The organism is Streptomyces sp. NPDC050743 (assembly GCF_044456925.1).
Taxonomy (GTDB): Bacteria; Actinomycetota; Actinomycetes; order Streptomycetales; family Streptomycetaceae; genus Streptomyces.
The window spans coordinates 43,001-67,702 of record NZ_JBITGJ010000004.1; the positions used below are offsets into that span (position 1 = coordinate 43,001).

Here is a 24,702-nt window from a genome sequence, read left to right on the forward strand (position 1 = left end):
GCTGGGCAGCATGAAGACCGGGGACCGTTGTACTCGGGTTCCCCGCTCTCCAGCACCCGGAGTCAGGGACGCCGTGACGACGCGCGTCGTACGTCCGATGCGCGGTACGTGATACGGGACCTGCCCGTTGTTCATCAGGCTGTATCCCTTTGCTCGTGAGAATCCGAGTGACCTCTGAGGCATCCTGTGCTGACGTTCGCTCGGGCAGTTGTCGATCCACTGGCTAGGCAGCCGGGCGTTGTTCCGGGCGTTCTCTCTGCGGGCGCGACAACAGGGGGTGCCGTGGCTGATCAAGATGGCGTCCCTCACCCAGCCGGTCCTGCTCGGTCCCGCAGTGCTTGCCGTCTCCGGGATGGGCGGATGGCTGTGTCCCGCAGGCGGGCTGGTGCGATCGGGAGATTTCGCGTCGGGATAAAGAGCCGCCCTTGCCGCTGGAGGCCCAGGCTCAGGGCCGCATACCGCCGTAACGTCCTGGGGTCACGGCTGGGCGTATGGCGGATGCGGAGGGAGTTCGAGGCGGTTCCGCCCGGCGCCTGAGGTTCCCGGAGGGCTCAGCCGCTCAGGTGCCGACCACGGATGCTCGGTCGGGTTCCTCCGGGCGGCGTTGTGGCGCCGTCGGCAGGGTGAGGACCATGGTGAGGCCGCCGCCAGGGGTGTCCTCGGCGTTGAGGGTGCCTCCGATGGCCTCCGCGAAGCCCCGGGCCACGGCGAGGCCGAGGCCGACGCCGGCGCCGCGCGGGGAGTCGCCGTAGCGCTGGAACGGTTCGAATATGCGGGACTTGGCCTCGTCCGGCACGCCGGGGCCGCGGTCCACGACCCGGACCTCCACCCGGTCGGCGATGGCACTGGCCGAGACCAGGACCGGCTCACCCGGCGGGCTGTACTTGACCGCGTTTTCCACGACGTTTGCGACCGAGCGTTCCAGCAGGCCCCGGTCGACGTCGACCATCGGGAGGGTCTCCGGGATGTCCAGATCGACGCTGTCCTCGGGGACGCCGCCGAGTGCCATGGGGATCACCTCATCGAGGTCGGTCTCGCGGATGATCGGCGTGACCGTACCGGTCTGGAGGCGGGACATGTCGAGCAGGTTGCCGACGAGGTGGTCCAGGCGGTCGGCGCCTTCCTCGATGGCCTCCAGGAACTCCGCCTGATCGGCCGCGGACCATTCCACGTCGTCCGAACGCAGGGAGGTGACGGCGGCCTTGATGCCAGCGAGTGGGGTGCGCAGGTCGTGGCTGACGGCGGCGAGCAGGGCGGTGCGGATGCGGTTGCCCTCGGCCAGGGCCTTTGCCTCGTCTGCCTTCTGCTGCAGGCGCTGGCGGTCCAGCACGACGGCGGCCTGGGCCGCGAAAGCGGCCAGCACCCGGCGGTCCTCGGCGGGCAGGACACGTCCGGAGAGGGCCAGAGTCAGGTGGTCACCGACCGGGACGTCCACGTCGGCTGCGTCGGGGGTGGTGCAGGGGCGGGGGCCGACGCTGCCGGCGCACGTCCAGGGAGCGACGTCGTTCTCGCGTTCCAGCAGGGCCGCCGACTCCATGCCGAAGGTCTCGCGGACCCGGTCCAGGAGTGCTTCCAGGGTGGTCTCGCCGCGCAGGACGTTGCCTGCGAGGAAGGAGAGGATTTCCGACTCGGCGCGCAGCCGGGCTGCCTGGTGGGTGCGGCGGGCGGCCAGGTCCACCACGGAGGCGACGGAGACGGCGACGCCGAAGAAGACCGCGATGGCGACGATGTTCTTCGGGTCGGCGATCGTCCAGGTGTGGACCGGTGGGGTGAAGTACCAGTTGAGCAGGGCGGATCCGACCACCGCCGAGGCCAGGGCGGGGAAGAGCCCGCCGAGCAGGGCCGCCGCCACTGTCATCGTCAGGAACAGCAGCATGTCGTTGGCGAGCCCGATGTCGGGGACGACACTGCTCAGCAGCCAGGTCAGCAGCAGTGGTCCGGCGATTCCGGCCAGCCATCCCCAGATGAGCCGGGCCCGGCCGAGCCGCGCGCCCCTGGCGGCGACGGGCAGTCCTCGGCCCTTGCCCGCCTCGTCGTGGGTGATGAGGTGGACGTCGAGGTCGGGGCCGGAGTCGCGGGCGACCGTGGCGCCGACGCCCGGCCCGAAGACGTACTGCCAGCTCCTGCGGCGGGAGACGCCCAGCACGATCTGCGTGGCGTTCACGCCGCGCGCGAAGTCGAGCAGTGCGGCTGGTATGTCGTCACCGACCACGTGGTGGAAGGTGCCGCCCAGGTCCTCCACGAGGGTGCGCTGGACGGCGAGTTCCTTCGGTGAGGCGGAGGTGAGGCCGTCGCTGCGGGAGATGTAGACGGCCAGGACCTCGCCGCCCGCGCCCTTCTCGGCCAGGCGTGCGGCGCGCCGGATGAGCGTACGGCCCTCGGGGCCACCGGTGAGTCCGACCACGATCCGTTCGCGTGAGCCCCAGATCGTGGAGACGCGGTGCTCGCTGCGGTACTCGGTGAGGTAGGCGTCGACCCGGTCGGCCACCCACAGCAGCGCCAGCTCGCGCAGGGCGGTCAGGTTCCCGGGGCGGAAGTAGTTGGACAGGGCCGCGTCGACCTTGTCCGGCTTGTAGATGTTGCCGTGGGCCATGCGGCGGCGCAGGGCCTGCGGGGACATGTCGACCAGCTCGATCTGGTCGGCCCGCCGCACGATCTCGTCCGGAACGGTCTCCTGCTGCCGCACCCCGGTGATGGACTCCACGACGTCACCGAGCGATTCCAGGTGCTGGATGTTGACCGTGGAGATGACGTCGATCCCGGCGGCGAGCAGCTCCTCCACGTCCTGCCAGCGCTTGGCGTTGCGCGAGCCGGGGACGTTGGTGTGCGGCAGCTCGTCAACCAGCGCCACCTGGGGGCGGCGGGCGAGGACGGCGTCCACGTCCATCTCGGTGAAGACGCTGCCCCGGTACTCGATCTCCTTGCGCGGCACCTGTTCCAGACCGTGCAGCATCACCTCGGTGCGCGAGCGGCCGTGGTGCTCCACGAAGGCGACGACACAGTCGGTGCCCCGCTCCACTCGGCGGTGCGCCTCGGAGAGCATGGCGTAGGTCTTGCCGACGCCGGGAGCCGCGCCGAGATAGATCCGGAGCTTGCCGCGTGCCATGTTCACCCTTCGAAGCGATAGCCCATGCCGGGCTCGGTGATGAGATAGCGGGGATGGGAGGGATTGGCTTCCAGTTTGCGCCGCAGCTGGGCCATGTAGACGCGCAGGTAGTTGGTCTTACTGCTCTGCGAGACGCCCCACACCTCCTGGAGCAGCTGCTTCTGGGTGATGAGCCGGCCGGGGTTCGTCACCAGTATCTCCAACAGGTGCCACTCGGTCGGGGTCAGCCGTACGTCCCGCCCATCCCGTACAGCCTTCTTGGCCAGAAGGTCGAGAGTGAAGTCCTCCGTCTCGACCAGCTTCGTCTCCGGCACGAGCGGGGTGTCCTCGGTGCGGCGGACGGCCGCCCGCAGCCGGGCCAGCAGCTCGTTCATGTTGAACGGCTTGGTGACGTAGTCGTCGGCGCCCGCGTCGAGGGCCGCCACCTTCTCGTCGTACGACTGACGTGCGGACAGGACCATGATCGGGACGCGGGTCCAGCCGCGCAGGGCCTTGATGACGTCGACGCCGTCCATGTCGGGCAGGCCGAGGTCGAGCAGGACCACATCCGGCTGGCGGGCCGCTGCCAGCCGGAGTGCGGTGGCGCCGTCGGGGGCGGCGTCGACGCCGTACTGGCGTGCCTGCAGGTTGATCACGAGGGCCCGTACGAGCTGCGCGTCGTCCTCCACCACGAGCACCCTGGTCATAGGTATGTGCCTCTCCTGTCGTCATGACGGCGGGAGTCGACGGACACGGGGTACCTTCCCGGCCGCCGACTCCCGCGCATGTCGCGTAATCCCATCAGTTCTTGGCCAGAAGGCCCTTGAGCGCGATGTTGAGCGCCAGGACGTTCACGTGCGGCTCACCCATGAATCCGAGGGTGCGGCCGTCGGTGTGCTCCTTGACCAGCTTCTGTACCTGGGAGACGGGCAGTCCGTTCGCCTTGGCCACGCGGCCCACCTGGATGTCCGCGTAGGCCGGGGAGATGTCCGGGTCGATCGCGGAGGCCGAGCCGGTCACCGCGTCCTTGGGTACCTCGGACTGAGGTACGCCGTTGAACTCGGCGACCTGCTTCTTGGCGTCCTTCACCATCTGCACCAACTTGGGGTTGCTGGCACTGAGCTGGCTGGAACCGGTGGCCAGCGGGTCGTAGTTGCTGTTGGACGGGCGGGGCTGGAACCACTTCGGGTCGGGCTTGTCGGTGCCCTTGATGTTCCAGCTCTGGCCGATCAGCGAGGAGCCGACCACCTTGCCGTCGACCTTGACCGTCGAGCCGTTGGCCTTGCTGTGGAAGGCCGCCTGGCCGATGCCGGTGACGACGAGGGGGTAGACGATGCCGGTCACGACGGTGAGGACGAGCAGCATGCGCAGGGCGGCCCACGTCATACGGCCGAAGTTCACAAAGGAGTTGTTCATGTCCTTCACCCGATCCCGGGGATGAGCGAGATGAGCAGGTCGATGATCTTGATGCCGATGAACGGGGCGATCAGGCCGCCCAGGCCGTAGATGCCGAGGTTGCGCCGCAGCATCTTGTCGGCGCTCATCGGCCGGTAGCGCACGCCCTTCAGGGACAGCGGCACCAGCGCGATGATGATCAGCGCGTTGAAGATGACGGCCGACAGGATCGCGGAGTTCGGGCTGGACAGGTGCATGATGTTGAGCTTGTCCAGGCCCGGGTAGACCGCGGCGAACAGCGCCGGGATGATCGCGAAGTACTTCGCGACGTCGTTGGCGATGGAGAAGGTGGTCAGTGCACCGCGCGTGATCAGCAGCTGCTTGCCGATCTCGACGATCTCGATCAGCTTGGTCGGGTTGGAGTCGAGGTCGACCATGTTGCCGGCCTCCTTGGCGGCCGACGTACCGGTGTTCATCGCCACGCCGACGTCCGCCTGGGCCAGTGCCGGGGCGTCGTTGGTGCCGTCACCGGTCATCGCGACCAGCTTGCCGCCGGCCTGCTCCCGCTTGATGAGGGCCATCTTGTCCTCGGGAGTGGCCTCCGCGAGGAAGTCGTCGACGCCTGCCTCCTCGGCGATCGCCTTCGCGGTCAGCGGGTTGTCACCCGTGATCATGACGGTCTTGATGCCCATGCGGCGCAGTTCCTCGAACCGCTCCCGCATGCCCTCCTTGACGACGTCCTTGAGGTAGATGACGCCCAGGACGCGGGCGCCCTTGTCGTCGTTGACGGCGACCAGCAGGGGCGTGCCGCCCGCCTCGGAGATCCGGTCGGTCAGAGCCTGGGCGTCTTCGGCGACGGTGCCGCCCTGCTCCTTGACCCAGGCGATGACCGAGGCCGTGGCGCCCTTGCGTATCTTGCGGCCGTCGACGTCCACGCCCGACATGCGGGTCTGGGCGGTGAACTCGATCCACTCGGCGCCGACCAGCTCGCCCTGGTGGCGCTCGCGCAGCCCGTACTTCTCCTTGGCCAGGACGACGACGGAACGGCCCTCGGGGGTCTCGTCCGAGAGGGAGGACAGCTGGGCGGCGTCAGCGACCTCAGCCTCCGTCGTCCCGCGCACCGGCACGAACTCCGCCGCCTGGCGGTTGCCGAGGGTGATGGTGCCGGTCTTGTCCAGCAGCAGGGTGGAGACGTCACCGGCGGCCTCGACCGCACGCCCGGACATGGCGAGCACGTTGCGCTGTACCAGCCGGTCCATGCCCGCGATGCCGATCGCGGAGAGCAGGGCGCCGATCGTGGTCGGGATCAGACAGACCAGCAGGGCCACCAGCACGACCATGCTCAGCTCGGAGTGCGCGTAGTCGGCGAACGGCGGCAAGGTGGCCACCGCCAGCAGGAACACGATGGTCAGCGAGGCGAGCAGGATGTTCAGCGCGATCTCGTTGGGCGTCTTCTGCCGGGCGGCGCCCTCGACCAGGTTGATCATCCGGTCGATGAAGGTCTCACCGGGCTTCGTCGTGATCTTGATGACGATCCGGTCGGACAGCACCTTCGTACCGCCAGTCACCGCGGAGCGGTCACCGCCGGACTCCCGGATGACCGGGGCGGACTCGCCCGTGATCGCAGACTCGTCCACCGAGGCGACACCCTCGATGACATCACCGTCACCGGGGATGATGTCGCCGGCCTCGCAGACCACCAGGTCACCGATGGTCAGCGCGGTACCGGGGACCTGCTCCTCCGAGCCGTCCTTCAGCAGCCGACGGGCGACGGTGTCGGTCTTGGCCTTGCGCAGGGTGTCGGCCTGAGCCTTGCCACGGCCCTCGGCGACCGCCTCCGCCAGGTTGGCGAAGATCACCGTCAGCCACAGCCAGGCGCTGATCGTCCAGCCGAACCAGTCGCCCGGGTGCTGGAAGGAGAACACCGTGGTCAGGACGGAGCCGACGAGGACCACGAACATCACGGGGGACTTGACCATCACCCGTGGGTCGAGCTTGCGGAAGGCGTCGGGCAGCGACTTGACCAGCTGCTTGGGGTCGAACAGTCCGCCGCCGACACGGCCTTCGGGCGCCTTGTGCCCAGTCGGCGCGTCCTGGTGGGGCGCGAGGGTGGGAGTGGACATCGAGTCCTGCTTCTCGATCTCTGTCTTCGAGGTGTTGGTGGTCATCACGCCAACCCTTCGGCCAGCGGGCCCAGCGCGAGGGCCGGGAAGAACGTCAGACCGGTGATGATCAGGATCGCGCCCACCAGCAGACCGGTGAAAAGCGGCTTCTCGGTGCGCAGGGTGCCCGCGGTGGCCGGGATCGGCTGCTGCTCGGCGAGCGAGCCGGCCAGCGCCAGCACGAACACCATGGGCACGAAGCGGCCGAGCAGCATGCACAGGCCGAGCATCGTGTTGTGGTACTCGGTGTTGGCGGCGAATCCGGCGAAGGCCGAACCGTTGTTGTTGGACGCGGACGTGTAGGCGTACAGCACCTCGGAGAACCCGTGCGCGCCCACGTTCGTCATCGACGACTGCCCCTTGCCCAGTGCCATCGCCAGCGCCGCGCCGATCAGCACCAGGGCCGGAGTGACCAGGATGTAGGCAGCGGCCAGCTTCATCTCGCGGGCGCCGATCTTCTTGCCCAGGTACTCGGGCGTACGGCCGACCATCAGACCGGCGATGAACACCGCGATGATCGCCATGATCAGCATGCCGTACAGGCCGGAGCCGGTGCCGCCGGGCGCGATCTCGCCCAGCATCATGCCGAGCAGCAGCACACCGCCGGACAGTCCGCCGAAGGAGTCGTGGAAGGAGTCCACCGATCCGGTGGAGGTCATCGTGGTCGACACCGCGAACGCCGACGAGTTGCCCTCGCCGAAGCGCTGCTCCTTGCCCTCCATCGCGCCGCCCGCCAACTGCGAGGCGGTGCCGGGGTGGGCGTACTCCAGCCAGGTCACGGTGACCACGGCGAGGAACCAGATGATGCCCATCGCGGCGAGGATCGCGTAGCCCTGCTTGACCGAGCCGACCATCTTGCCGAAGGTGCGCGGCAGCGAGAACGGGATCACCAGCAGCAGGAAGATCTCCAGCCAGTTGGTGAAGCCGTTGGGGTTTTCGAACGGGTGCGCGCTGTTGGCGTTGAAGAAGCCGCCGCCGTTGGTGCCCAGGTCCTTGATGGCCTCCTGCGACGCCACCGCGCCGGGGCTGATGGCCTGCTTCTGGCCGGTCAGCGTGGTGATGTGGTGGATGTCGCCGAAGTTCTGAATGGCACCGCAGGCAATCAGGACCACGGCCGCGATCACGGAGAGCGGGATCAGGATCCGGATGATGCAGCGCACCAGGTCGGCCCAGAAGTTGCCCAGGTCGCCGGTGCGGGACCGGGCGAAGCCGCGCACCAGCGCGACCGCGACCGCGATACCGACGGCCGCCGACACGAAGTTCTGCACGGCCAGACCCATGGTCTGGGTGACGTGGCTCATCGCCACCTCGCCCGAGTACGACTGCCAGTTCGTGTTGGACACGAAGGAGGCGGCCGTGTTGAACGCCTGGTCCGGGCTGATCGGCTTGAAGCCTAGCGACAGCGGCAGCTTGTCCTGCACCCGCTGGAGCAGGCAGAGGAACAGGACGCTGACGGCGGAGAAGAACAGCACCCCGCGCAGATAGGCCGGCCAGCGCATCTCGGCGTCAGGGTTGGCACCCACGGAGCGGTATATCCACCGCTCGACGCGCAGGTGCTTCTTGGACTGGAAGACGGCGGCCATGTAGTCGCCGAGGGGACGGTGCGCCAACGCGAGCGCGCCGACCAGCGCGGTCACGAAGAGCACGTCAGCAAGTACGGGACCCATGTCGGTGCTCAGAACCTCTCCGGGAAGATCAGGGCGAGGACGAGGTAACCCAGCAGGGCGACGGCCACGACCAGGCCGACGATGTTTTCGGCGGTCACAGCTTCGTCACCCCCCGGGCGACGAGAGCCACCAGCGCGAAGACCGCGACCGTGATGGCGACGAAGGCCAGATCGGCCATCGTGAACTCCTGAAGAGGTTCGGGGGTGGAACATGGACGCTTAGAGGAAACCCTGTCTCTGGCCGGATACGGTCGCTCGTTGACGGCCCCCTTACGGCCGCACCCACGGCTTTGACGGAACTCTTACGGCTGATGATCCCTACCGGCCGGTAACCCTGACGTGTGAGAAGCACCGAGGACCGTGCAGTCTTCATCAGAACGGCGTCAAAATGAGCTGTGGCTTGCGCTCGCTCTGCTGCTCTTCCTCGTGCTGTTTCCGGCCCGTGTCTCAGCCCACGGGAACTGGCTGACCTCGCGACGGCTGCTCGTGGAGCGCCGGGTACGGACCGATCAACTGGTGTCCGTGCGCTGCCTGAAGGGTGTCTCTCAGCGGCTCCTCCTGCGCGACGCCCACGGCGCGCGTGTCGAGATCGACCCTGAGGTGCTGGTGAGCAATCCCGTCCTGTGGCATCGCCTCGAGGAGGGCGCCCGGAAAGCGGCAGCCGAGGGGCTGTTGCTGTGCGGGCAGACGGCGTTGCACCGCCTCGCGGCCCGCGTCGACCGCGAGACCGCACTGGCCGTGTTCAAGGCATCCGGTCTGGAGTGACTTCTGCGGGGGATCCCTCAGTCCCGTCGGTCCGAGGGATGCGGCTGCACGCCCGTCATGAGGATGTCCAGCCCGCGCCGGGTGGTCGCCAGGACGACGCGGTCACTGGCACGCAGCACCCGCCCTTGCGGAGGACGCCAGTCGAAGCCGGACCGGTCGGGACGGAGCCCGGTGAGGGTGTCCAGGGAGGACGGATCCGCCGCAGCACCGGCGGCTCCGACAGCCAGTACCCGCCACTCGTTCTCCCGGAACGCCTCGTGCACCGAGCGCCCCTCCAGTTCGGGATGCCCGGCCACATCCACACAGGTGAACAGCAGCGATCCGCGTTCCACCGGCATCACACCCAATACGTGGCGGCCCATCATCGCAGCGGCGAAGGACGGCGCGGCCAGTGCGGAAACGCTTCGGCTACGGGTGAGCGCCTCCGGGTAGGAGGCACGCAGGGTGCGCTGGACCGTCGCGGCGAAGTCGTCGTCGTACAGTCGCATGACCACGCGGACCGCAGGATTGTGCTCCCGGGCGGCCATGACGATGTCCAGGTTCTGACCGTCGTCGCGGGTGAGGACGAGCAGGGAGCGGCTGTGCCGGACCCGGGCCAGGTCGAGCACGTCAGGGGTCGTGGCGTCCTGCAGGATCAGCGGCACGCCCAGTTCGCGGGCGAGCGTGACCCCGCGCGCGTGTGGGTCGCGTTCGATCACGACCACCTGGTGGTCGGTCGTGCGCAGCCGGGCCAGCACTCGCGTGCCGATCTTGCCGAGGCCGACGAGGACGATGTGGCCGGTCGTGTCCTGGTCGGGCGGGTGGCTCGCGGAGGCCGCGCGAAAGGCATCGGTGGCGTTCAGCGTCGCGGCCACGACGAGCGGCAGGACCGCCAGGCCGACGAACCCGGCGACGAGCTGGAGGATGCGCCGGGCGACGGACTCGTTGGTGGCCGGGTCGCCCATGGTGAAGATGTCCAGCATCGGCAGGTACAGGTTCTTCCACCACGGATGCTCGTCGGCGAACAGCGCGGTGGCGGCCGCGAGGGCGAGCACCATGGCGCCGAGCGCGCCGAAGACGGCGGTGACCTCGCGGGAGAGGAACACCTTCCACGGCAGGTGCGCCAGGCGGGCCCGCAGCCAGGCACCGGGGCGGGCGCGCCGTCGTTGCTGGGCGGGGTCGGGCGCGTGGTGGTGGGTGACCTCCTCCAGCATCAGCCGGCCGTGCGTGAACTGGCGGTGGTACGCCGTCTGGGCGTCCGGCAGCAACTGGGTGCCGTCCTCCCCGAGTGTCTCCGGGCTGTCCTGGCTCGCCGGGTCGTCCTGGTGAGCGCCGGACAGGACGGCAAGCGTGGCCAGGTCCGTGGCCTGCGCCGGCGCCCCGGCCGGGCGTACGACACCGCGGAAGACCTTGCCCTCGACCTGAAGTGTGTGACCGTGGCCCACGGCGGCGGCCGCCACCAGTTCAGGCACGGCGGTGTCGGCGTCGGACAGCACCGTGGTGGAGGTGTCCTGCGCCGCATCAGGAGCCAGGCCGGCGGCACGGTCCAGCAGCCGCTCCAGATGCCGACCGCGCTCGTGGTGGAACATCCGCACCACCAGCCGTACCGACGGGTTGAGGGTGCGGGCCAGTAGGGCGGCGGTCATGTTGACCTGGTCGTCGCGGTAGGTGAGGGCGAGCGCGGTGGCCCGCTCGACCCCGGCGGCGCGCAGGGTCCGCTCGTCCGGGCGGGCGGAGACGAGCAGTTCGACCGGTGAGCGCGGGTCGGCGTGCAGCGCGGCGATCTCGGCACCGTACTCGTCTTCCCGGGAGGGCAGCACCACGGTGACGACCTCGCCGCACACCGCGTCCAGTTCGAGCGCGAGGCGGTGCGCGAGTCCGTCGTCGCCGCAGATCACCATGTGCTGGGAGCGCTGGGCAAGTTCCGGTCGCAGATGCAGAGTTGACGTCACATCGAAGAGGAACGGCGGGAGGCACGGCGTCGTTCCATCGAGCGGTCCGCCTGGCGTCAGGAACGCGTCAGGGAATCCGCCGCGCCCGGCCTCACCACCCGCGTACCGGTCCGGATGTGTCCAGCGCGGCCCCCGTCTGGTCGGCCAGGGTCACAGCGACCAGACGGGCCTGGAGCGCGGGGACGGCGCCCGGGCCGGGGGTGAGCATGAAGCGGCCGAAGTAGTGGCCGTTGCCGTAGGCGCGCAGTTCAATGTCGCCCTCGGGCCAGCCGTCGGTTTCGGGATTCCAGGTGCGGCGGCCCACCGTCACACTGCCGTCCTTCTCCAGGCGCGGCGGCCGTCCCATGAGGGTGCCGTACTCGAAGCGGCAGGCGCGCAGGCCGAGCAGGTCGGTCAGCTCGGTGCGGACGTGGTCGACCACGGTGTCCGCGGAGTTGGCGGACTGCACGAGGTCGGCCGTGCGGTGGATGCGCGCCAGGTGCGACGCGTCGGTGACCGTCATGACCTCCAGCCGGCGGGCGCGGGCCGCGAGCTGCGACACGATCACGCCGACGACCAGCAGCAGCACCGCAGTTTCGATGTCCGCCGTGGCGTTGATGTCGAAGGTCTCGTACGGCCGAGTGAGGAAGAAGTCGAACCAGGCCGCGGCCGAAAGGGCCGCGACCACGCCGGCCGTACGGCTGCCCAGCGAGGACACCGCTACCACCACCACGACGAGGATCAGGGCGGCGTTCGTGTGCGACAGGCTCGTACGGAACGGGACGAGCGTGAGGGCCACCAGGAACGGGGCGGACAGGCCGGCCGTCAGGGCCAGCCGGTCCCTGAGGGGCAAGGTATGGGCCGGGGCATGCTTGCCGTGCAGCATCCTCCAGGCGCCTGTCTCTGTGCTCATCGCGCACCTCCTGCGCTCTGCTGGGTGGGTTCGGCCCCTACGGCCTGCTCTGCGAACGGCAGCGAGACGACCATGGTCAGGCCGCCGCCGGGTGTGTCCTCGGGGCTGAGGCTGCCGTTCATCGCCTCGGTCAGGCCCCGGGCGAGGGCGAGTCCGAGACCTAGTCCGCTGGTGTTGTCGGTGTCGCCGAGCCGCTGGAACGGCTCGAAGATCCGCTCCCGATCGGTCTGCGGCAGTCCCGGCCCCCGGTCCACGACCCGCAGCTCCACCCGCCCCGCCAGAGCACTGGCAGTGAGCACCACTTTCCGTCCAGGCGGGGTATGGCGGGCGGCATTGCCGACCAGGTTGGCGATCACCCGCTCCAATAGCGGCGGGTCGGCCAGCACCGCCGGGATGTCCTCCACGTCCGCCACCTCGACCTCCGGGATGTCGGTGAGCGCCATGGGCAGGACCTCGTCCAGGAAGGTCGGGCGCAGGTTCAGGGTGAGGGCACCGGCCTCCAGGCGACTGAGGTCCAGCAAGTTCTCCACCAGCCGGTTCAGCTTTGCCATGGACTCGTCGGCAGTGGCGAGCAGCTCGTCGCGGTCCTCGGGCGAGAACTCGACGTCGCGGCTGCGCAGGGATGCTACGGCGGCCCAGCCCGCCGCGAGCGGGGTGCGCAGGTCGTGGCCGACGGCCCGCAGCAGGGCTGTACGCAGCCGGTCGGCGGCCTTGACCGGCTCCACCTCGGCCGCCGCCTCGGCCAGCCGGGCGCGCTCCACCGCGGAGCCGACGTGTGCGGCGAACGCGGCCAGCACCCGCCGCTCGGGGGAGGAGAGGGTACGGCCGCGCAGCACGAGGTACGCGTCCGGACCGGCTGGTACGAAGGTGGCGCCGTCGGTGTCCGGTGGCTCGTCCGCCAGCTCCGCCGATTCCAGGCCGAAGGTTTCGCGGGTGCGCTCCAGCAGGGCCGGGATCGTCGCCTCTCCTCGCACGATCGTGCCGGCCAGCGAGGACATGGTCTCGGCCTCGGCCGTCGCACGCGCCGAGCGCCGGGACAGCCGAAGCGAGCGGTCCACTACGCCAGCCACGGTCGCCGCGACGACCGCGAACACGGAGGGCGCCAGAATGGCGTTGGCGTCCTTCAGCGCGAAGGAGCCGATGGGCGGGATGAACCAGTAGTTGAGCAGCAGCGACGCGGTCACCGAGGCGATCACCGCGGAGGCGACCCCGCCTATGCAGGCCACACCGACCACGGCGAGCAGGAACAGCAGCGCCTCGCTGGTCAGGTCCAGCGTTCCGCGCACCTGGGCGAGCCCGGTGGTGAGCAGAACGGGCAGGACCAGCCCGGCCACCGGACCGGCGATCAGCCGGGCCGTGGACAGCGTGCGGCGCCGGGAGGGCAGGAGGGTGCCGCGTCCGGCCCGTTCGTGGGTGACGCGGTGGACGTCGATGTCGCCGGACAGCTCGGTCACGGTCTCGCCCGTGCCGGGTCCGGTCAGGAAGCGTTGCAGCCGACCGCGTCTGCTGGTGCCGAGGACGAGCTGGGTGGCGTTCTCAGCGCGGGCGAACTCCACCAGGGTGGAGGAGACGTCGTCGCCGATGACCGAGTGGTAGCTGCCGCCGAGGTCCTCCACCAGCCTGCGCTGCCGGGCGAGGGAGGCGGCCGAGACGCCGCCGGCCAGGCCGTCGCTGCGGGCCACGTGCACGGCGAGCAGGTCGCCGCCGGCCGACCGGGCGGCGATCCGGGCGGCCCGTCGGATGAGCGTGTCGCCCTCGGGGCCGCCGGTCAGGGCGACGACGACCCGTTCCCGGGTCTCCCACACCCCGCCGATGCCGTGCTGGGACCGGTACTCCTGGAGCGCTTCATCCACCCGGTCGGCCACCCACAGCAGGGCCAGCTGCCGCAGGGCGGTCAGATTGCCTGGGCGGAAGTAGTTCGCAAGGGCCGCGTCGATCTTCTCCGGGGCGTAGATGTTCCCGTGCGCCATGCGCCGCCGCAGCCCCTCGGGGGGCATGTCCACCAGCTCGATCTGCCAGGCCCGCCGCACGACCTCGTCCGGCACCGTCTCGTGCTGCGGAACATGGGTGATCTTCTCGACCACGTCGTTGAGGGATTCGAGGTGCTGGATGTTCACCGCGGTGATGACGTCGATGCCGGCGGCGAGGAGTTCCTCGATGTCCTGCCAGCGCTTGGTGTTGCGGCCGTCGCCGGGGACGTTGCTGTGGGCGAACTCGTCCACGATCGCCACCTGCGGGTGACGGGCGAGCACCGCGGCCAGGTCCATCTCCTCGAAGCCCCCGCCGCGGTACATGCAGGAGGCACGCGGGACGACCTCCAGGCCGTCGAGCATCGCTTGCGTGCGCCGGCGGCCGTGGCACTCCGCGAAGCCGACCACCACGTCCGCCCCGCGCGCGACGCGGCGGCGCCCCTCGTCGAGCATCCGGTAGGTCTTGCCGACCCCCGGGGCCGCGCCGAGGTAGACCTTCAGTCGTCCGGGCCGTACGTCACTCATCGCCGCCGACGCGCTCCGCTCACTGGATCAACTTCCCCATCATGAAGGGGGCTGCTCCTAAGGAAGCCCGTTCGAGAGCCGCGCGGGATGCGTCTTAGCGCTTCCTTGGCGCCGATCCCGGTCACCTTGACACTGCTCTGACGCGACCTGGACCGATAGGGTGAAAGCGGTGTGCCGGGAAGTCTGGTCGGCAGGGGAGCCAGGGCGGCTCCCTTTTTCAGCCCAGGGGGACACGGCATGCGGAGCGTCGGGACGGTTCTTGCGTTGGTCATTCTGGCCACCGTGGTGGCGACCTTCGCGCGCCGGTGGCGCATTCCCGCCCCCTCCCTGCTGGTGGTGGCCGGTCTTGCCGTCGCGCTGTTGCCGGGCACTCCCGAGATCCAGATCAGCCCCGAGATCATCGGGTTGGTGGTACTGCCGCCCCTGCTGTACGCGAGCGCGGAAGACATGCCCTGGCGCGAGCTGCGGGCGGTATGGAAACCGGTCGGGATCCTCGCCATCGGTCTGGTCCTGGCGTCGGCGGCGGCCGTCGCCGTAGTGGCGGCGTGCGTGACGCCCCTGTCCTGGCAGATGGCGTTCGTGCTGGGCGCGGTACTGGCCAGCACCGACCCGGTGGCCGTGACTGCGCTCGGCCGGCGGCTCGCCCTCCCGCCCAAAGTACAGGTCCTGGTGCAGGCCGAAAGTCTGTTCAACGACGCCACCTCGCTGGTGCTGGTCCGGGTCGCGGCGGGCATCGCCATCGCGTCGGCGGCGGCGAACTGGGGCGCGGCCGGCGGACAGTTCCTACTACTGGCGGGCGGCGGCACCGTGATCGGGGCGGCGGTCGCCGGAGTGATCATGTTGATCCGCCGCCGTACCGAGGACCCCGTGCTGGAGACGGTGATCGCGCTGGTCACCCCCTACGCCTCCTATCTCCTGGCGGAAGGTGCGCACACCTCCGGAGTGACCTCGTGCGTGGTCGCCGGGGTGATCCTGGGCGGACGGGGCGACCGGCTCACCAACGCCCGCATACGGCTCCAGTTGCACGCCGTGTACGGCACCGTGGTGTTCCTCCTGGAGAGCGTGGTGTTCAGCCTCATCGGGCTGGCCCTCCCAGCCGAGGTACGGGCGCTGGCCGACGGCGACCGCACTTGGCCGCTGTACGCTCTCGCCGTCGCCGCCACGCTCATCGCCGTACGCCTGCTGTGGCTCGCGCCGCTGTCGGCGGTCGTGCAGCGCAAGGGCGGCATCCACCGCCTGAACTGGCGGCTCCCGATGGTCCTCACCTGGGCCGGCACGCGCGGAGTGATGCCGCTGGCCGCTGCCCTGTCCATCCCCGAGGTCACCAAGAGCGGCAGCACGCTGCCCGGCCGACCCCTTGTGCTCGTGCTCACCACCTCCGTGGTCGTGGTCACCCTGGTCGTGCAGGGCTTCACCCTCGCCCCCGTCGTCCGCGCCTCCGGCATCGCCCTGGAGCCGGCCCACACCGAACGCGAGGAGACCGAGGCCCGCTCCCATCTGGCTCATGCGGGGCTGGCGCGGCTGGAGGAGCTGGCCCAGCTGGAGGCCGTCTCCGACATCGTGCTCGACCGGCTCCGTCGCGGCCTGAACGCCCGCCTGGAGGACGCCCGCGACCGCCTCGCCGAGAACAACGGCGCCGTCGTGGCCGCCGAGTCGGCCGACCTCGTCTACCGCCAGCTCCGCCGCGATCTGATCGCCGTGGAGACGGAGGAACTGCAGCGCCTGTACGACGCCCACCGCATCAGCGACACCACGCGCCGCCGCCTCCAGCGCTCCCTGGACCTGGAAGAAACCCGGCTCACGGACGCCTGAGCTGATTCCCCTCAGCTACAGATGACTGGTCAGCGGAATTCCGCCAGCCGTGGTCGCACCCCCAGCGTGGTGAGCGCCATCGCTGTGAGGAGCAGGCCGCCCCCCCCAGGGCAGCAGTCCGCTCACCGCCGAGCGGCCGTCGCTCACCGACGACGCGAAGTGCGCCCGGTTGATGCCGGTGAGCTGGTCCAGGGCAGCCATCCACGCGCCGAAGTGGGCGTTGGACATGCCCGGCTCCCAGCTGATGCAGAAGGACACGGCCTGCCCTTCCTTCCTTTGCGCGACCAGAGCGCGAATATGGCGGTCGTCGCGCTGGTAGACGGCGTACGTCTCCACGGTCTGCTCGGCCGCGGCACGTTCCCCGGGGAAGGTGATGTTGTCCAGCTCGCGCCGGAACTCGCCGGTGAAGCGCAGGTCTTGGTGGTCAGCCCGGTACGCCCGCCAGGTGGTGGCCAGCCCGTCGTCGTACGTGTCGAGGGTCGCGCCCTTGATGCCGTACAGCTGTTGCGACTTGGTGAGGAACGAGCGTGCGTACTGGTCGCGGCGCTGCGGGTCGAGGAGGTAGCGGCTCTCGTCGGCGTTGGCGTCGTAGGCGATGGCCCGGGCACGGGAGAGGGCGACGACGGAGTCGAAGGCGTCGCGGCGGGCGCCGCGCAGGTTCCCGGACGACGAGGTGAGCATCTGCGTGCCGAGGATCACCGCGAGCAGGGTGCACAAGGTGGCGGCGAGGAGGGGCGGGTTCAGGATCCGGTGGAAGCGGCGGGCCAGGTACCACTGCAGGATGCCGAGGGCGGCCAGCAGGAGCGCGCCCAGTGCGACAGTGGCGGCCAGCTGGGCGGAGAGTGTTGACCGGGCGGCGCTGTACTCGGCGTTGAAGGCGCGGTCGTTGGAGGCCACCAGGGTGCGGGACTCGGGCAGCAGCTTGGCCTGCAGCAGGTCGGTCGCCTTGCGGTAGTCGGCCAGGGCGGCTGCCTTTCCGCCCGGGTGCCCGTCGTTCTCCAGGGCGCGCCCTATAAGCTCCTGGTACTCGGCGAAGTCATCGGTCAGGTTCTCCACGGTCATCTCGTCGGACCGGTCGCCCTGGGCCGCGACGGCGAGGGTCCGCAGGTCGTGGCCGATCTCGCGACGGGCACTGCCGTAGAAGCCGACTGCCTTGTCGTACGGGGTGTCCAGGCGGCCCTTCCCGGTGTTTCCGTTGGACAGCAGGATGTTGGCGGCCTGGGCGTCCATGTCGTTCAGGGCGAGGTTGAGGTCGGCGGCGCTGGTGGTGCGCGGGGCGTCCCGTCCGGCGACGCTGTTCCAGGTGCCGTTCACGGCGAGCCCCGCCGCGAGCAGCAGCACGGTCATGGCGGCGGCGAGCAGGAGTGTGGCCGCGCGCAGAAGGCGCAGCCGCGCGGGCATGGTGGCCCAGAAGCGGCGGCGCAGAGCGGCCCGCGCGGCCACGGCTCGCTGCCCCAGGTACAGCCCCGGACCCGGTCCGGCCGTCCGCGAATACCCTCGTCTTCGCGGTCCGGGGCTGCCCCCAGGTTGGGCGACCGCCGTCCGTGACGGTGCTCCTTGCTCGGTCCGAGAACCCTGCGCTGATCCGGCCGTGAGAGCCACGGTCCCTCCAACGTCACCGCCACGGACGGTCGCCCGTCCCCCGTTGCTGATCAGTCTGCGACCGGATTCGGCCACCCCTGTCTCGTCTTGACGGCTCCCTGATGGCGACTCAGCTTTGTTTGACGGCAATTTGACGGCGGCCTGCGCGGCGCCGTATGAGTGCCGCAAATTCTGTGTCCGCGACGCCGGTCGAAGCGGCGGGCGGGATTAGATTCGCTGTCGGCCGCCGCTGGGGCCACGGACGTCAGTGGCCCCGCACGGACCACGGCCACAGTCCCTGTCCACCGTCAAGACACGAAGGTGTCCATGCTTCCCGCTGCCCCCGAGCAGGCCCCATTGTCACGCCCCGAACACACGCCCCGGCCCAGGGCGGAGGCGAGAGCGAGGCGGCGCGCTCCGAGCGGGCTGTTCGAACCCGCCCAGCTCGTCCGTTCAGTCCCCGAGGCGCTGCGCACGCTCCACCCGCGCGTCCTGGTGAGGAACCCGGTGCTGTTCGTCGTGTCCGTCGGCGCGGTCCTCACCACGCTGTCGGCATTGCTGCACCCGGCCGTGTTCACCTGGGTCATCAGCCTGTGGCTGTGGCTGACGGTGGTCTTCGCCAACCTCGCCGAGGCGGTCGCCGAGGGCCGCGGCAAGGCGCAGGCCGAGTCGCTGCGCAGGGCGCGTACGACGGCATCCGCGAGCGCTTCGCCGAACTGCGCCGCATGGGCATCCGGACGGTGATGATCACCGGGGACAACCCGCTGACCGCCAAGGCCGTCGCCGAAGAGGCGGGTGTGGACGACTACTTGGCCGAGGCCACGCCCGAGGACAAGCTCACCCTGATCCGACGGGCGCAGGAGGGCGGCAAGCTGGTCGCCATGACCGGCGACGGCACCAACGACGCCCCGGCCCTCGCGCAGGCGGACGTCGGCGTGGCGATGAACACCGGTACGTCGGCCGCCAAGGAGGCCGGCAACATGGTCGACCTCGACTCCAACCCGACCAAGCTGATCGAGATCGCGGAGATCGGCAAACAACTCCTCATCACCCGGGGAGCGTTGACGACGTTCTCCATCACCAACGACGTGGCGAAGTACTTCGCCATCATCCCGGCCATGTTCGCGGGCTCGTATCCGGGCCTGGAGTCGCTGAACGTGATGGGCCTGCGCAGCCCGACCTCCGCGATCGCCTCCGCGATCACCTTCAACGCCCTGATCATCGTCGCCCTGATCCCCCTCGCCCTGCGCGGCGTGCGCTACACCCCCGCATCCGCCCACGATCTGCTGCGCCGCAACCTGCTCGTCTACGGACTCGGGGGCCTGGTCCTGCCCTTCGTCGGCATCAAGCTGATCGACCTGCTGATCTCACAGGTGCCCGGCCTTGGCTGAACCCCGCCCATCCGTCTGGCTCGCCCGTCAAGGTCCCATATGCGCACGTCAGAGGCACGTCAGAGAAGGGGATTCCGGCTTGCCCCGCCCGTGCGGCACGGCTTCCATGGATGACGTGAACAGCGCCTGACTCCTCCTCGACTGGCCGCCGAGTCCCGCTCGGCCGTCGCGTCGCGAGTCGCGCTGACCGGAAGCGCCCGCGCCACGCCGGCATCGCGTCCCGCCGATGCCATGCCGCACCGGCGCCGCGTCCCGCCGACGCCGCTTTCCAAGACCCGAGGGGCGCCGTGATCGGCTCCCGGCGTCCCTCGACCCACCTCCACGGCACGCCCACCGCCCCTCACCGGCCGGCGTCGGCGCGCCCACAGCCCCGGATCGGATCATGCCCACCTCTGCTCTTTCGTCCCGTACTGTCCTGGTCACGGGCGCCACCTCCGATATCGGCTACGAGACGGCCCGGCACCCCTCGCACTCCCGGTGCTGGAGGCCCTGGACGACCTGGGTAACGAGTACGACGATCTCGGAGGCGCCTACGGCACCTGGCTGCGAAGCGGCCAGGCGACCTCGTACGACATGACACTGGATCTCCGTCACTGACACGACCTGGCCAGCGGGCTCCCTGATACAGCCCTGTCCGCGCCCGCGCAATGGCTTCCTCTTGATCCTGATGTGCCACCACTTGTGGCCCGGCCGGTCTTAACGGAAGCTTGACGCGCTCCGTGAGATCGCTCATGTGCCCACAGGTCACTCTCTGGTTAGCTGATGCCGCCGTCCGTGGGATGGCCGGACCCCCAACTGAGCCGCTGAGCCGCACACCTGGAGAGCACGTCGATGGCCACCACCGAACACCCGCCGCCGAGTCGACTGCGGACGTGGATGCTGGAGGGTCTGTCCGACAGGGCGGGACACCAGCAGGGGCCGTACGCCGAGGCGGGTGCGCCGCACGCGGGGCAGCGTTGGTGGCGGGTGATGTGCCTGACCGGTGTCGACTACTTCTCGACTCTCGGCTACCAGCCGGGCATCGCGGCACTGGCGGCCGGTCTGCTGTCTCCGGTGGCCACCATCGTGCTCGTCGTGGTCACCCTCTTCGGTATTCTGCCGGTCTACCGCCGGGTGGCCGTGGAGAGCCCCCGGGGTGAGGGCTCGATCGCGATGCTGGAGCGGCTGCTGTCCTTCTGGAAGGGCAAGCTGTTCGTCCTGGCGCTGCTGGGCTTCGCCGCCACCGACTTCGTGATCACCATCACCCTGTCCGCGGCCGACGCCTCCACCCACCTGGTGGAGAACCCGCACATGAACAGCCTGCTGCACAACCAGCAGATGCTGGTCACGCTGTTCCTGGTCGCCCTGCTGGGCGCGGTATTCCTCAAGGGCTTCACCGAGGCGATCGGAATCGCGGTCGCCCTGGTGGTGGTCTACCTGGGCCTGAACGCGGTCGTGGTGGCCGTCGGTCTGTGGCACGTGGTCACGGCGGGCCATGTGGTCACCGACTGGACCAGTGGCCTGACCGCCGAGCACGGCAACATCTTCGCCATGATCGGCGTCTCTCTGCTGGTCTTCCCCAAGCTGGCCCTCGGCGTCTCCGGCTTCGAGACCGGCGTCGCCGTCATGCCGCACATCCAGGGCGATGCGGACGACACCGAGGCAAACCCCAAGGGCCGGGTCCGGGACACCAGGAAGCTTCTGACCACTGCCGCTGTGATCATGAGCGTCTACCTGATCACCACCAGCTTCATCACCACCGTGCTGATCCCGGCGAAGGAGTTCAAGACCGGCGGCCAGGCCAACGGCCGTGCGCTCGCCTACATGGCGCACGAATACCTCGGCGGCACCTTCGGCACCATCTACGACCTGTCGACCATCGCCATCCTGTGGTTCGCCGGCGCCTCCGCGATGGCCGGCCTGCTCAACCTCATGCCGCGCTACCTGCCGCGCTACGGCATGGCGCCGCAGTGGGCGCGCGCCGTGCGCCCCATGGTGATCGTCTTCACCCTGATCTCCTTCCTGATCACCTGGCTCTTCGACGCCAGCGTTGACGCGCAGGGCGGCGCCTATGCCACGGGTGTGCTGGTCCTGATGTCCTCGGCCTCGATCGCGGTGGCCATCGCCGCCCACCGGGCCGGAGAGCGCGGGTGGCTCATCGGCTTCTCGGTGGTGACCGCGGTCCTGCTTTACGTCACCGGCGCCAACATCGTCGAGCGCCCGGACGGTGTGAAGATCGGTGCCTGCTTCATCGTCGCCATCATCCTGGTCTCGCTGCTGTCCCGGCTGGCCCGCGCCTTCGAGCTGCGCGTCACGCACGTCGAACTGGACCCCATGGCGGAACGATTCATCCGGGACATGGCCAGCCGCAAGCTCCGCTTCATCGCCAACGAGCCGGACCAGCGCGACAAGGCCGAGTACCGCGACAAGGTCGAGCAGATCCGCGCTGACAACGACATGCCCGAGCAGGAGGACTTCGTCTTCGTCGAGGTCACCGTCACCGACCCCTCCGAGTTCGAGGAGGAGAGCCTGACGGTCCGCGGTGAGGTCCTGCACGACCGCTACCGCGTCCTGACCATGGAGTCCTCCTCCATCCCCAACGCCCTGGCGGCCCTCGTCCTGCATGCCCGGGACATGACCGGCTGCACCCCGCACATCTACTTCGAGTGGACCGAGGGTAACCCCTTCGCCAACTTCCTTCGCTTCTTCCTCTTCGGCCAGGGCGAGGTCGCCCCAGTCACCCGCGAGGTCCTGCGCGAGGCGGAACCGGACCGCGTTCGCCGTCCGCGCGTGCACACCGGCTGAGCACCGGCCCCGCGTCCGCGTCAGGATCCCGTCAAGATTCGCCTGTACGCGTTAGGAGCCCGTAAGCAGCCGTCGCCGCACCGGGTGCGTCCGCCTAGCGTCGGCGTCATGCGACGGAGCGGACCGCCAGGCTCGGCCGGCGACCGCCACTGGCGTGGCAGCGCCCGGTTCGCGGTGAGCTGCGCCCTGCTGTTCTGCGCCCTGTGCCTCCTGGTCGACTGGGACGCGCGCAGCCTGACGGTCCCGCGGGCCCTGCTCTGGGTCACCCTGTCGGCCGCGGTGTGCGGCGTCCTGCTCCCTCAACGGGTGAGTGCGGGCCCCGGCTGGCTCGCGGTACGCACACCCTGGCGCCGGCGCATGGTCCGCACGGATGCGCTGGTCTCCGTATGGCAGTACGACGGCGTCTCCTCACACCTGGTCCTGCGAGACGCCGACGGCCGCCGCCTGGAACTCGACCCCCGCGTCCTCACCGCCAATCCGCTGCTCTGGCACGAACTCGACACGGGCGTCCGGCGCTCCACGGAACGCGGCACCTTGCGTCAGGGAGCCGACGTTCTGGAGCGGCTGGGCCACCGTATCGACGACGAGGCGCTGCAGGCGGTCCTCCGGGCGTCGGGACTCTCCTGACCTCACCCGAGCGCCACGCACACGGTCCCGCTGCCTGCCTCCAGGCAGTGGCAGCGAGCGCGCCGCCTACATCGAGCCGAGGCAACCAACCCCGCAGAGCAGGGAGATTCGGCGCTGGGCACCCTGGGAGCCATCCGCGTGGGAACGCGCAGCCAGAAGCGGGCATCCAGTGGATGACGGATTCACGTCGACGGAGTGAGTGGGGACGCCCGAAGACGCGCCGACGAGCACTTCAGCGCGTTGCCGGTTTCCGGCAGGGTTAGCTACCCTCCCTGAGCCGCACACCGTCAAGAACTCGCCAAGGTTGCGGCAAGAGGGGTGGGAGGTCGCAGTGGCGGAGTCGGACCTGGTCGAATACGTGTGCGGGTATGCCGCAATCCTGGACGAGGTCTCCGCGACCGGACGGCGGCTCACCCGGAAGGAACTGGACGAGCGTCGCGCGCTGGGGGAGCAGGCCGCCGAAGCGGGTCACAGCCTGCGCAGCCTTGTACGGCAGCATCTCGCCGAGACGCGGACGTCGTGGCCCTCCAACGACACAGGCGCGGTCGGCAGTGTCCTGGCAGCCGTCGAGCAGGCGATCGACGCCTTCGCTGAAGGGTATGAGCGGGCGCAGCGGCTGGCGGTCCGCCAGGAGGAGGCGGCGCGGCGCGAGTTCATCGATGATCTCTTGTACGGCCGCAGCGACTTGGGACGGCTCGCCGAGCGGGCGGAACGCTTTGGTCTCGTACTCTCCCACGGGTACGTGGTCGCGGTGGCCGAAGGACGCGATGCCTATGAGGACGCTGCACCGGTCACCCGTCGGGTCGAGGCGGCGGTGAACACTCGATTCGGTGATCGGCGTATCCTGCTTGCCACGAAGAACGGTCAGCTGATCTGTATCGCGCCTGCCGACCAAGAGGACGCTCTGACGTACTTCGCCAAGCAGGCGCATGCGGCGACGGACGGCAGCCGTGTGGCCATCGGTCGCCCCCAGCCCGGCGCGGGCGGCGTTGCGCACTCCTACGAGGAGGCTCTGAGCACCCTGGAGATCGCCGCGCGGTTGGACCTTGACGATCCGGTAGTGCGCGCCGCTGACCTCCTGGTCTACCCCGTCCTGACCCGTGACCGACAGGCGATGGCCGACCTCGTACTCAGTGTTCTGGGGCCGCTCAAAGGCGCCCGGGGAGGTGCCGAGCCGCTACTCAATACGCTGGAGGCGTACTTCGAGACGGGCTGCGTCGCGGCCGAGGCGGCGCGTCGTCTGTCGTTGAGCGTTCGTGCTCTCACCTATCGGCTGGAGCGCATACACCAACTGACCGGAAGCAACCCCGCCGATCCCCTGCACCGGTACACCATCCAGACGGCGGTCATCGGAGCCCGGCTCCTGGGCTGGCCCACCCGGGAGATCTGAGCACGAGGCTCTGGTGGGCGCCGCCGCCGGCCTTCACGCATCAGGGCACGGATGAAGCGGTGCGTCAGCCGTGCCCACCCCCGTCAGCGTGGCTATGGCGGTGGCGCCCACAACACCCGCCGGAGGCCGGCGACAGGGTGAGCAGCACGATGCTCTTGATGCCGAGTCCGAGAACCAGGCGATGCGCGCTTTTCCCCTCTCACTGGTAGCTGACCTCCGGCTTGACGGAATCCTGACATGACGGCGCGGACCGCTTCATTGCTGTGTTCCGGCAACAGTTACGCGCTTTTGATGCCGCATCTCGGCGACGTGCGCTGCCAAGTCAGCCGTGCAGGCGGCGCCACGTCCGCGTGACGAGGCGGGTGGCCAGGGCGGCCAGCGCGAGCGAGGTCGTGAGGAGGAGAACAGCCACCACGGTTCCGACCGGTTGGGAAGCCTCGTGCGGGCGCAGCAGCAAGGAACCGACGAGACTCAGGACCCAGGCAAGGGCGATGACAAGGGATGCCCCTGCGATCACCGGGGTTCCGGTCGCGTCAAGCGGGTCGGCCCCTATGCGCTGGGCAATCCGGTGGTGTCTCGACGACTCCATGAGAATCAGCACCCAGAAGCCGACGACCAGGATGAGTGCGGCTGTGAATGTGACCGTGGGGAAGCGGAGGGCGGCTTCGGTGATGTCACGCACGCTTCCACCGTATTCTTCCCTGGTTGATGCCGGGAGGCTCTGGT

At 69.5% G+C, this 24,702-nt stretch carries 17 protein-coding genes and 1 pseudogene; 7 read left to right on the plus strand and 11 right to left on the minus strand.

Annotation, left to right across the window (positions count from 1 at the left end; all coding sequences use genetic code 11):
- Nucleotides 1-559: 559 nt before the first annotated feature.
- From ACIBJF_RS06140 to kdpF, 6 genes are all read right to left on the minus strand, one after another.
- Nucleotides 560-3,106 carry an ATP-binding protein gene (locus ACIBJF_RS06140; RefSeq protein ID WP_399172515.1) on the minus strand — a complete coding sequence of 849 codons (2,547 nt, stop codon included), beginning with the start codon at nt 3,104-3,106 and terminating at the stop codon, nt 560-562.
- A 2-nt stretch (nt 3,107-3,108) separates the two neighbouring features.
- Nucleotides 3,109-3,792: a response regulator gene (locus ACIBJF_RS06145; protein WP_399172516.1), complete on the minus strand. Its 684-nt coding sequence runs from the start codon at nt 3,790-3,792 to the stop codon at nt 3,109-3,111.
- 94 nt (nt 3,793-3,886) lie between these two features.
- Nucleotides 3,887-4,501, minus strand: a complete 615-nt coding sequence (gene kdpC / locus ACIBJF_RS06150; RefSeq protein WP_399172518.1) for a potassium-transporting ATPase subunit KdpC — start codon at nt 4,499-4,501, stop codon at nt 3,887-3,889.
- Between the two features lie 5 nt (nt 4,502-4,506).
- Entirely contained in the window at nt 4,507-6,648 is a 2,142-nt protein-coding gene (gene kdpB / locus ACIBJF_RS06155; RefSeq protein WP_399172519.1) for a potassium-transporting ATPase subunit KdpB, read from the minus strand.
- Nucleotides 6,648-8,309 carry a potassium-transporting ATPase subunit KdpA gene (gene kdpA / locus ACIBJF_RS06160; protein WP_399172520.1) on the minus strand — a complete coding sequence of 554 codons (1,662 nt, stop codon included), beginning with the start codon at nt 8,307-8,309 and terminating at the stop codon, nt 6,648-6,650. Before kdpA ends, kdpB begins: the two co-directional genes overlap by 1 nt.
- 8 nt (nt 8,310-8,317) lie before the next feature.
- Nucleotides 8,318-8,407, minus strand: a complete 90-nt coding sequence (gene kdpF, locus ACIBJF_RS06165; RefSeq protein ID WP_016434100.1) for a K(+)-transporting ATPase subunit F — start codon at nt 8,405-8,407, stop codon at nt 8,318-8,320.
- A 261-nt stretch (nt 8,408-8,668) separates the two neighbouring features.
- On the opposite strand from kdpF, the gene ACIBJF_RS06170 reads away from it, so the two are divergent.
- Nucleotides 8,669-9,073: a hypothetical protein gene (locus ACIBJF_RS06170; protein WP_399172521.1), complete on the plus strand. Its 405-nt coding sequence runs from the start codon at nt 8,669-8,671 to the stop codon at nt 9,071-9,073.
- Nucleotides 9,074-9,090: 17 nt separating this feature from the next.
- On the opposite strand, the gene ACIBJF_RS06175 is transcribed toward ACIBJF_RS06170, so the two are convergent.
- From ACIBJF_RS06175 to ACIBJF_RS06185, 3 genes are all read right to left on the minus strand, one after another.
- Nucleotides 9,091-11,004 carry an NAD-binding protein gene (locus tag ACIBJF_RS06175; RefSeq protein WP_399172522.1) on the minus strand — a complete coding sequence of 638 codons (1,914 nt, stop codon included), beginning with the start codon at nt 11,002-11,004 and terminating at the stop codon, nt 9,091-9,093.
- A gap of 91 nt (nt 11,005-11,095) precedes the next feature.
- Nucleotides 11,096-11,896: a DUF4118 domain-containing protein gene (locus tag ACIBJF_RS06180; protein ID WP_399172523.1), complete on the minus strand. Its 801-nt coding sequence runs from the start codon at nt 11,894-11,896 to the stop codon at nt 11,096-11,098.
- Nucleotides 11,893-14,391, minus strand: coding sequence for an ATP-binding protein (locus tag ACIBJF_RS06185; protein ID WP_399172524.1), 2,499 nt, complete (start codon nt 14,389-14,391; stop codon nt 11,893-11,895). Before ACIBJF_RS06185 ends, ACIBJF_RS06180 begins: the two co-directional genes overlap by 4 nt.
- Before the next feature lie 237 nt (nt 14,392-14,628).
- Between ACIBJF_RS06185 and ACIBJF_RS06190 the strand changes: the two genes are divergently transcribed.
- A complete protein-coding gene (locus tag ACIBJF_RS06190; protein ID WP_399172525.1) occupies nt 14,629-16,203 on the plus strand; it encodes a Na+/H+ antiporter in 1,575 nt (524 codons plus the stop codon).
- A gap of 15 nt (nt 16,204-16,218) precedes the next feature.
- Here ACIBJF_RS06190 and ACIBJF_RS06195 read toward each other — a convergent pair whose 3' ends face one another.
- Nucleotides 16,219-17,646, minus strand: a complete 1,428-nt coding sequence (locus tag ACIBJF_RS06195) for a hypothetical protein (RefSeq protein ID WP_399172526.1) — start codon at nt 17,644-17,646, stop codon at nt 16,219-16,221.
- Between the two features lie 465 nt (nt 17,647-18,111).
- Here ACIBJF_RS06195 and ACIBJF_RS06200 point away from each other — a divergent pair, with 465 nt between their 5' ends.
- The 5 genes and pseudogenes from ACIBJF_RS06200 to ACIBJF_RS06220 all read left to right on the plus strand — a co-directional run bounded on the left by ACIBJF_RS06200 (nt 18,112) and on the right by ACIBJF_RS06220 (nt 23,976).
- Nucleotides 18,112-18,528: a hypothetical protein gene (locus ACIBJF_RS06200; protein WP_399172527.1), complete on the plus strand. Its 417-nt coding sequence runs from the start codon at nt 18,112-18,114 to the stop codon at nt 18,526-18,528.
- Nucleotides 18,474-19,175 (plus strand): annotated as a pseudogene (locus ACIBJF_RS06205) (HAD-IC family P-type ATPase); the annotation flags it as partial. The gene ACIBJF_RS06200 and the pseudogene ACIBJF_RS06205, both read left to right, overlap by 55 nt.
- Nucleotides 19,176-20,006: 831 nt before the next feature.
- On the plus strand, nt 20,007-21,959 hold the full coding sequence (locus ACIBJF_RS06210; protein ID WP_399172528.1) for an amino acid transporter: 1,953 nt from the start codon (nt 20,007-20,009) through the stop codon (nt 21,957-21,959).
- A gap of 108 nt (nt 21,960-22,067) precedes the next feature.
- Entirely contained in the window at nt 22,068-22,586 is a 519-nt protein-coding gene (locus ACIBJF_RS06215) for a hypothetical protein (protein WP_399172530.1), read from the plus strand.
- 331 nt (nt 22,587-22,917) lie between these two features.
- Nucleotides 22,918-23,976: a PucR family transcriptional regulator gene (locus ACIBJF_RS06220; RefSeq protein ID WP_399172531.1), complete on the plus strand. Its 1,059-nt coding sequence runs from the start codon at nt 22,918-22,920 to the stop codon at nt 23,974-23,976.
- A 322-nt stretch (nt 23,977-24,298) separates the two neighbouring features.
- On the opposite strand, the gene ACIBJF_RS06225 is transcribed toward ACIBJF_RS06220, so the two are convergent.
- Nucleotides 24,299-24,658 carry a hypothetical protein gene (locus ACIBJF_RS06225; RefSeq protein ID WP_399172532.1) on the minus strand — a complete coding sequence of 120 codons (360 nt, stop codon included), beginning with the start codon at nt 24,656-24,658 and terminating at the stop codon, nt 24,299-24,301.
- Nucleotides 24,659-24,702 lie beyond the last annotated feature (44 nt).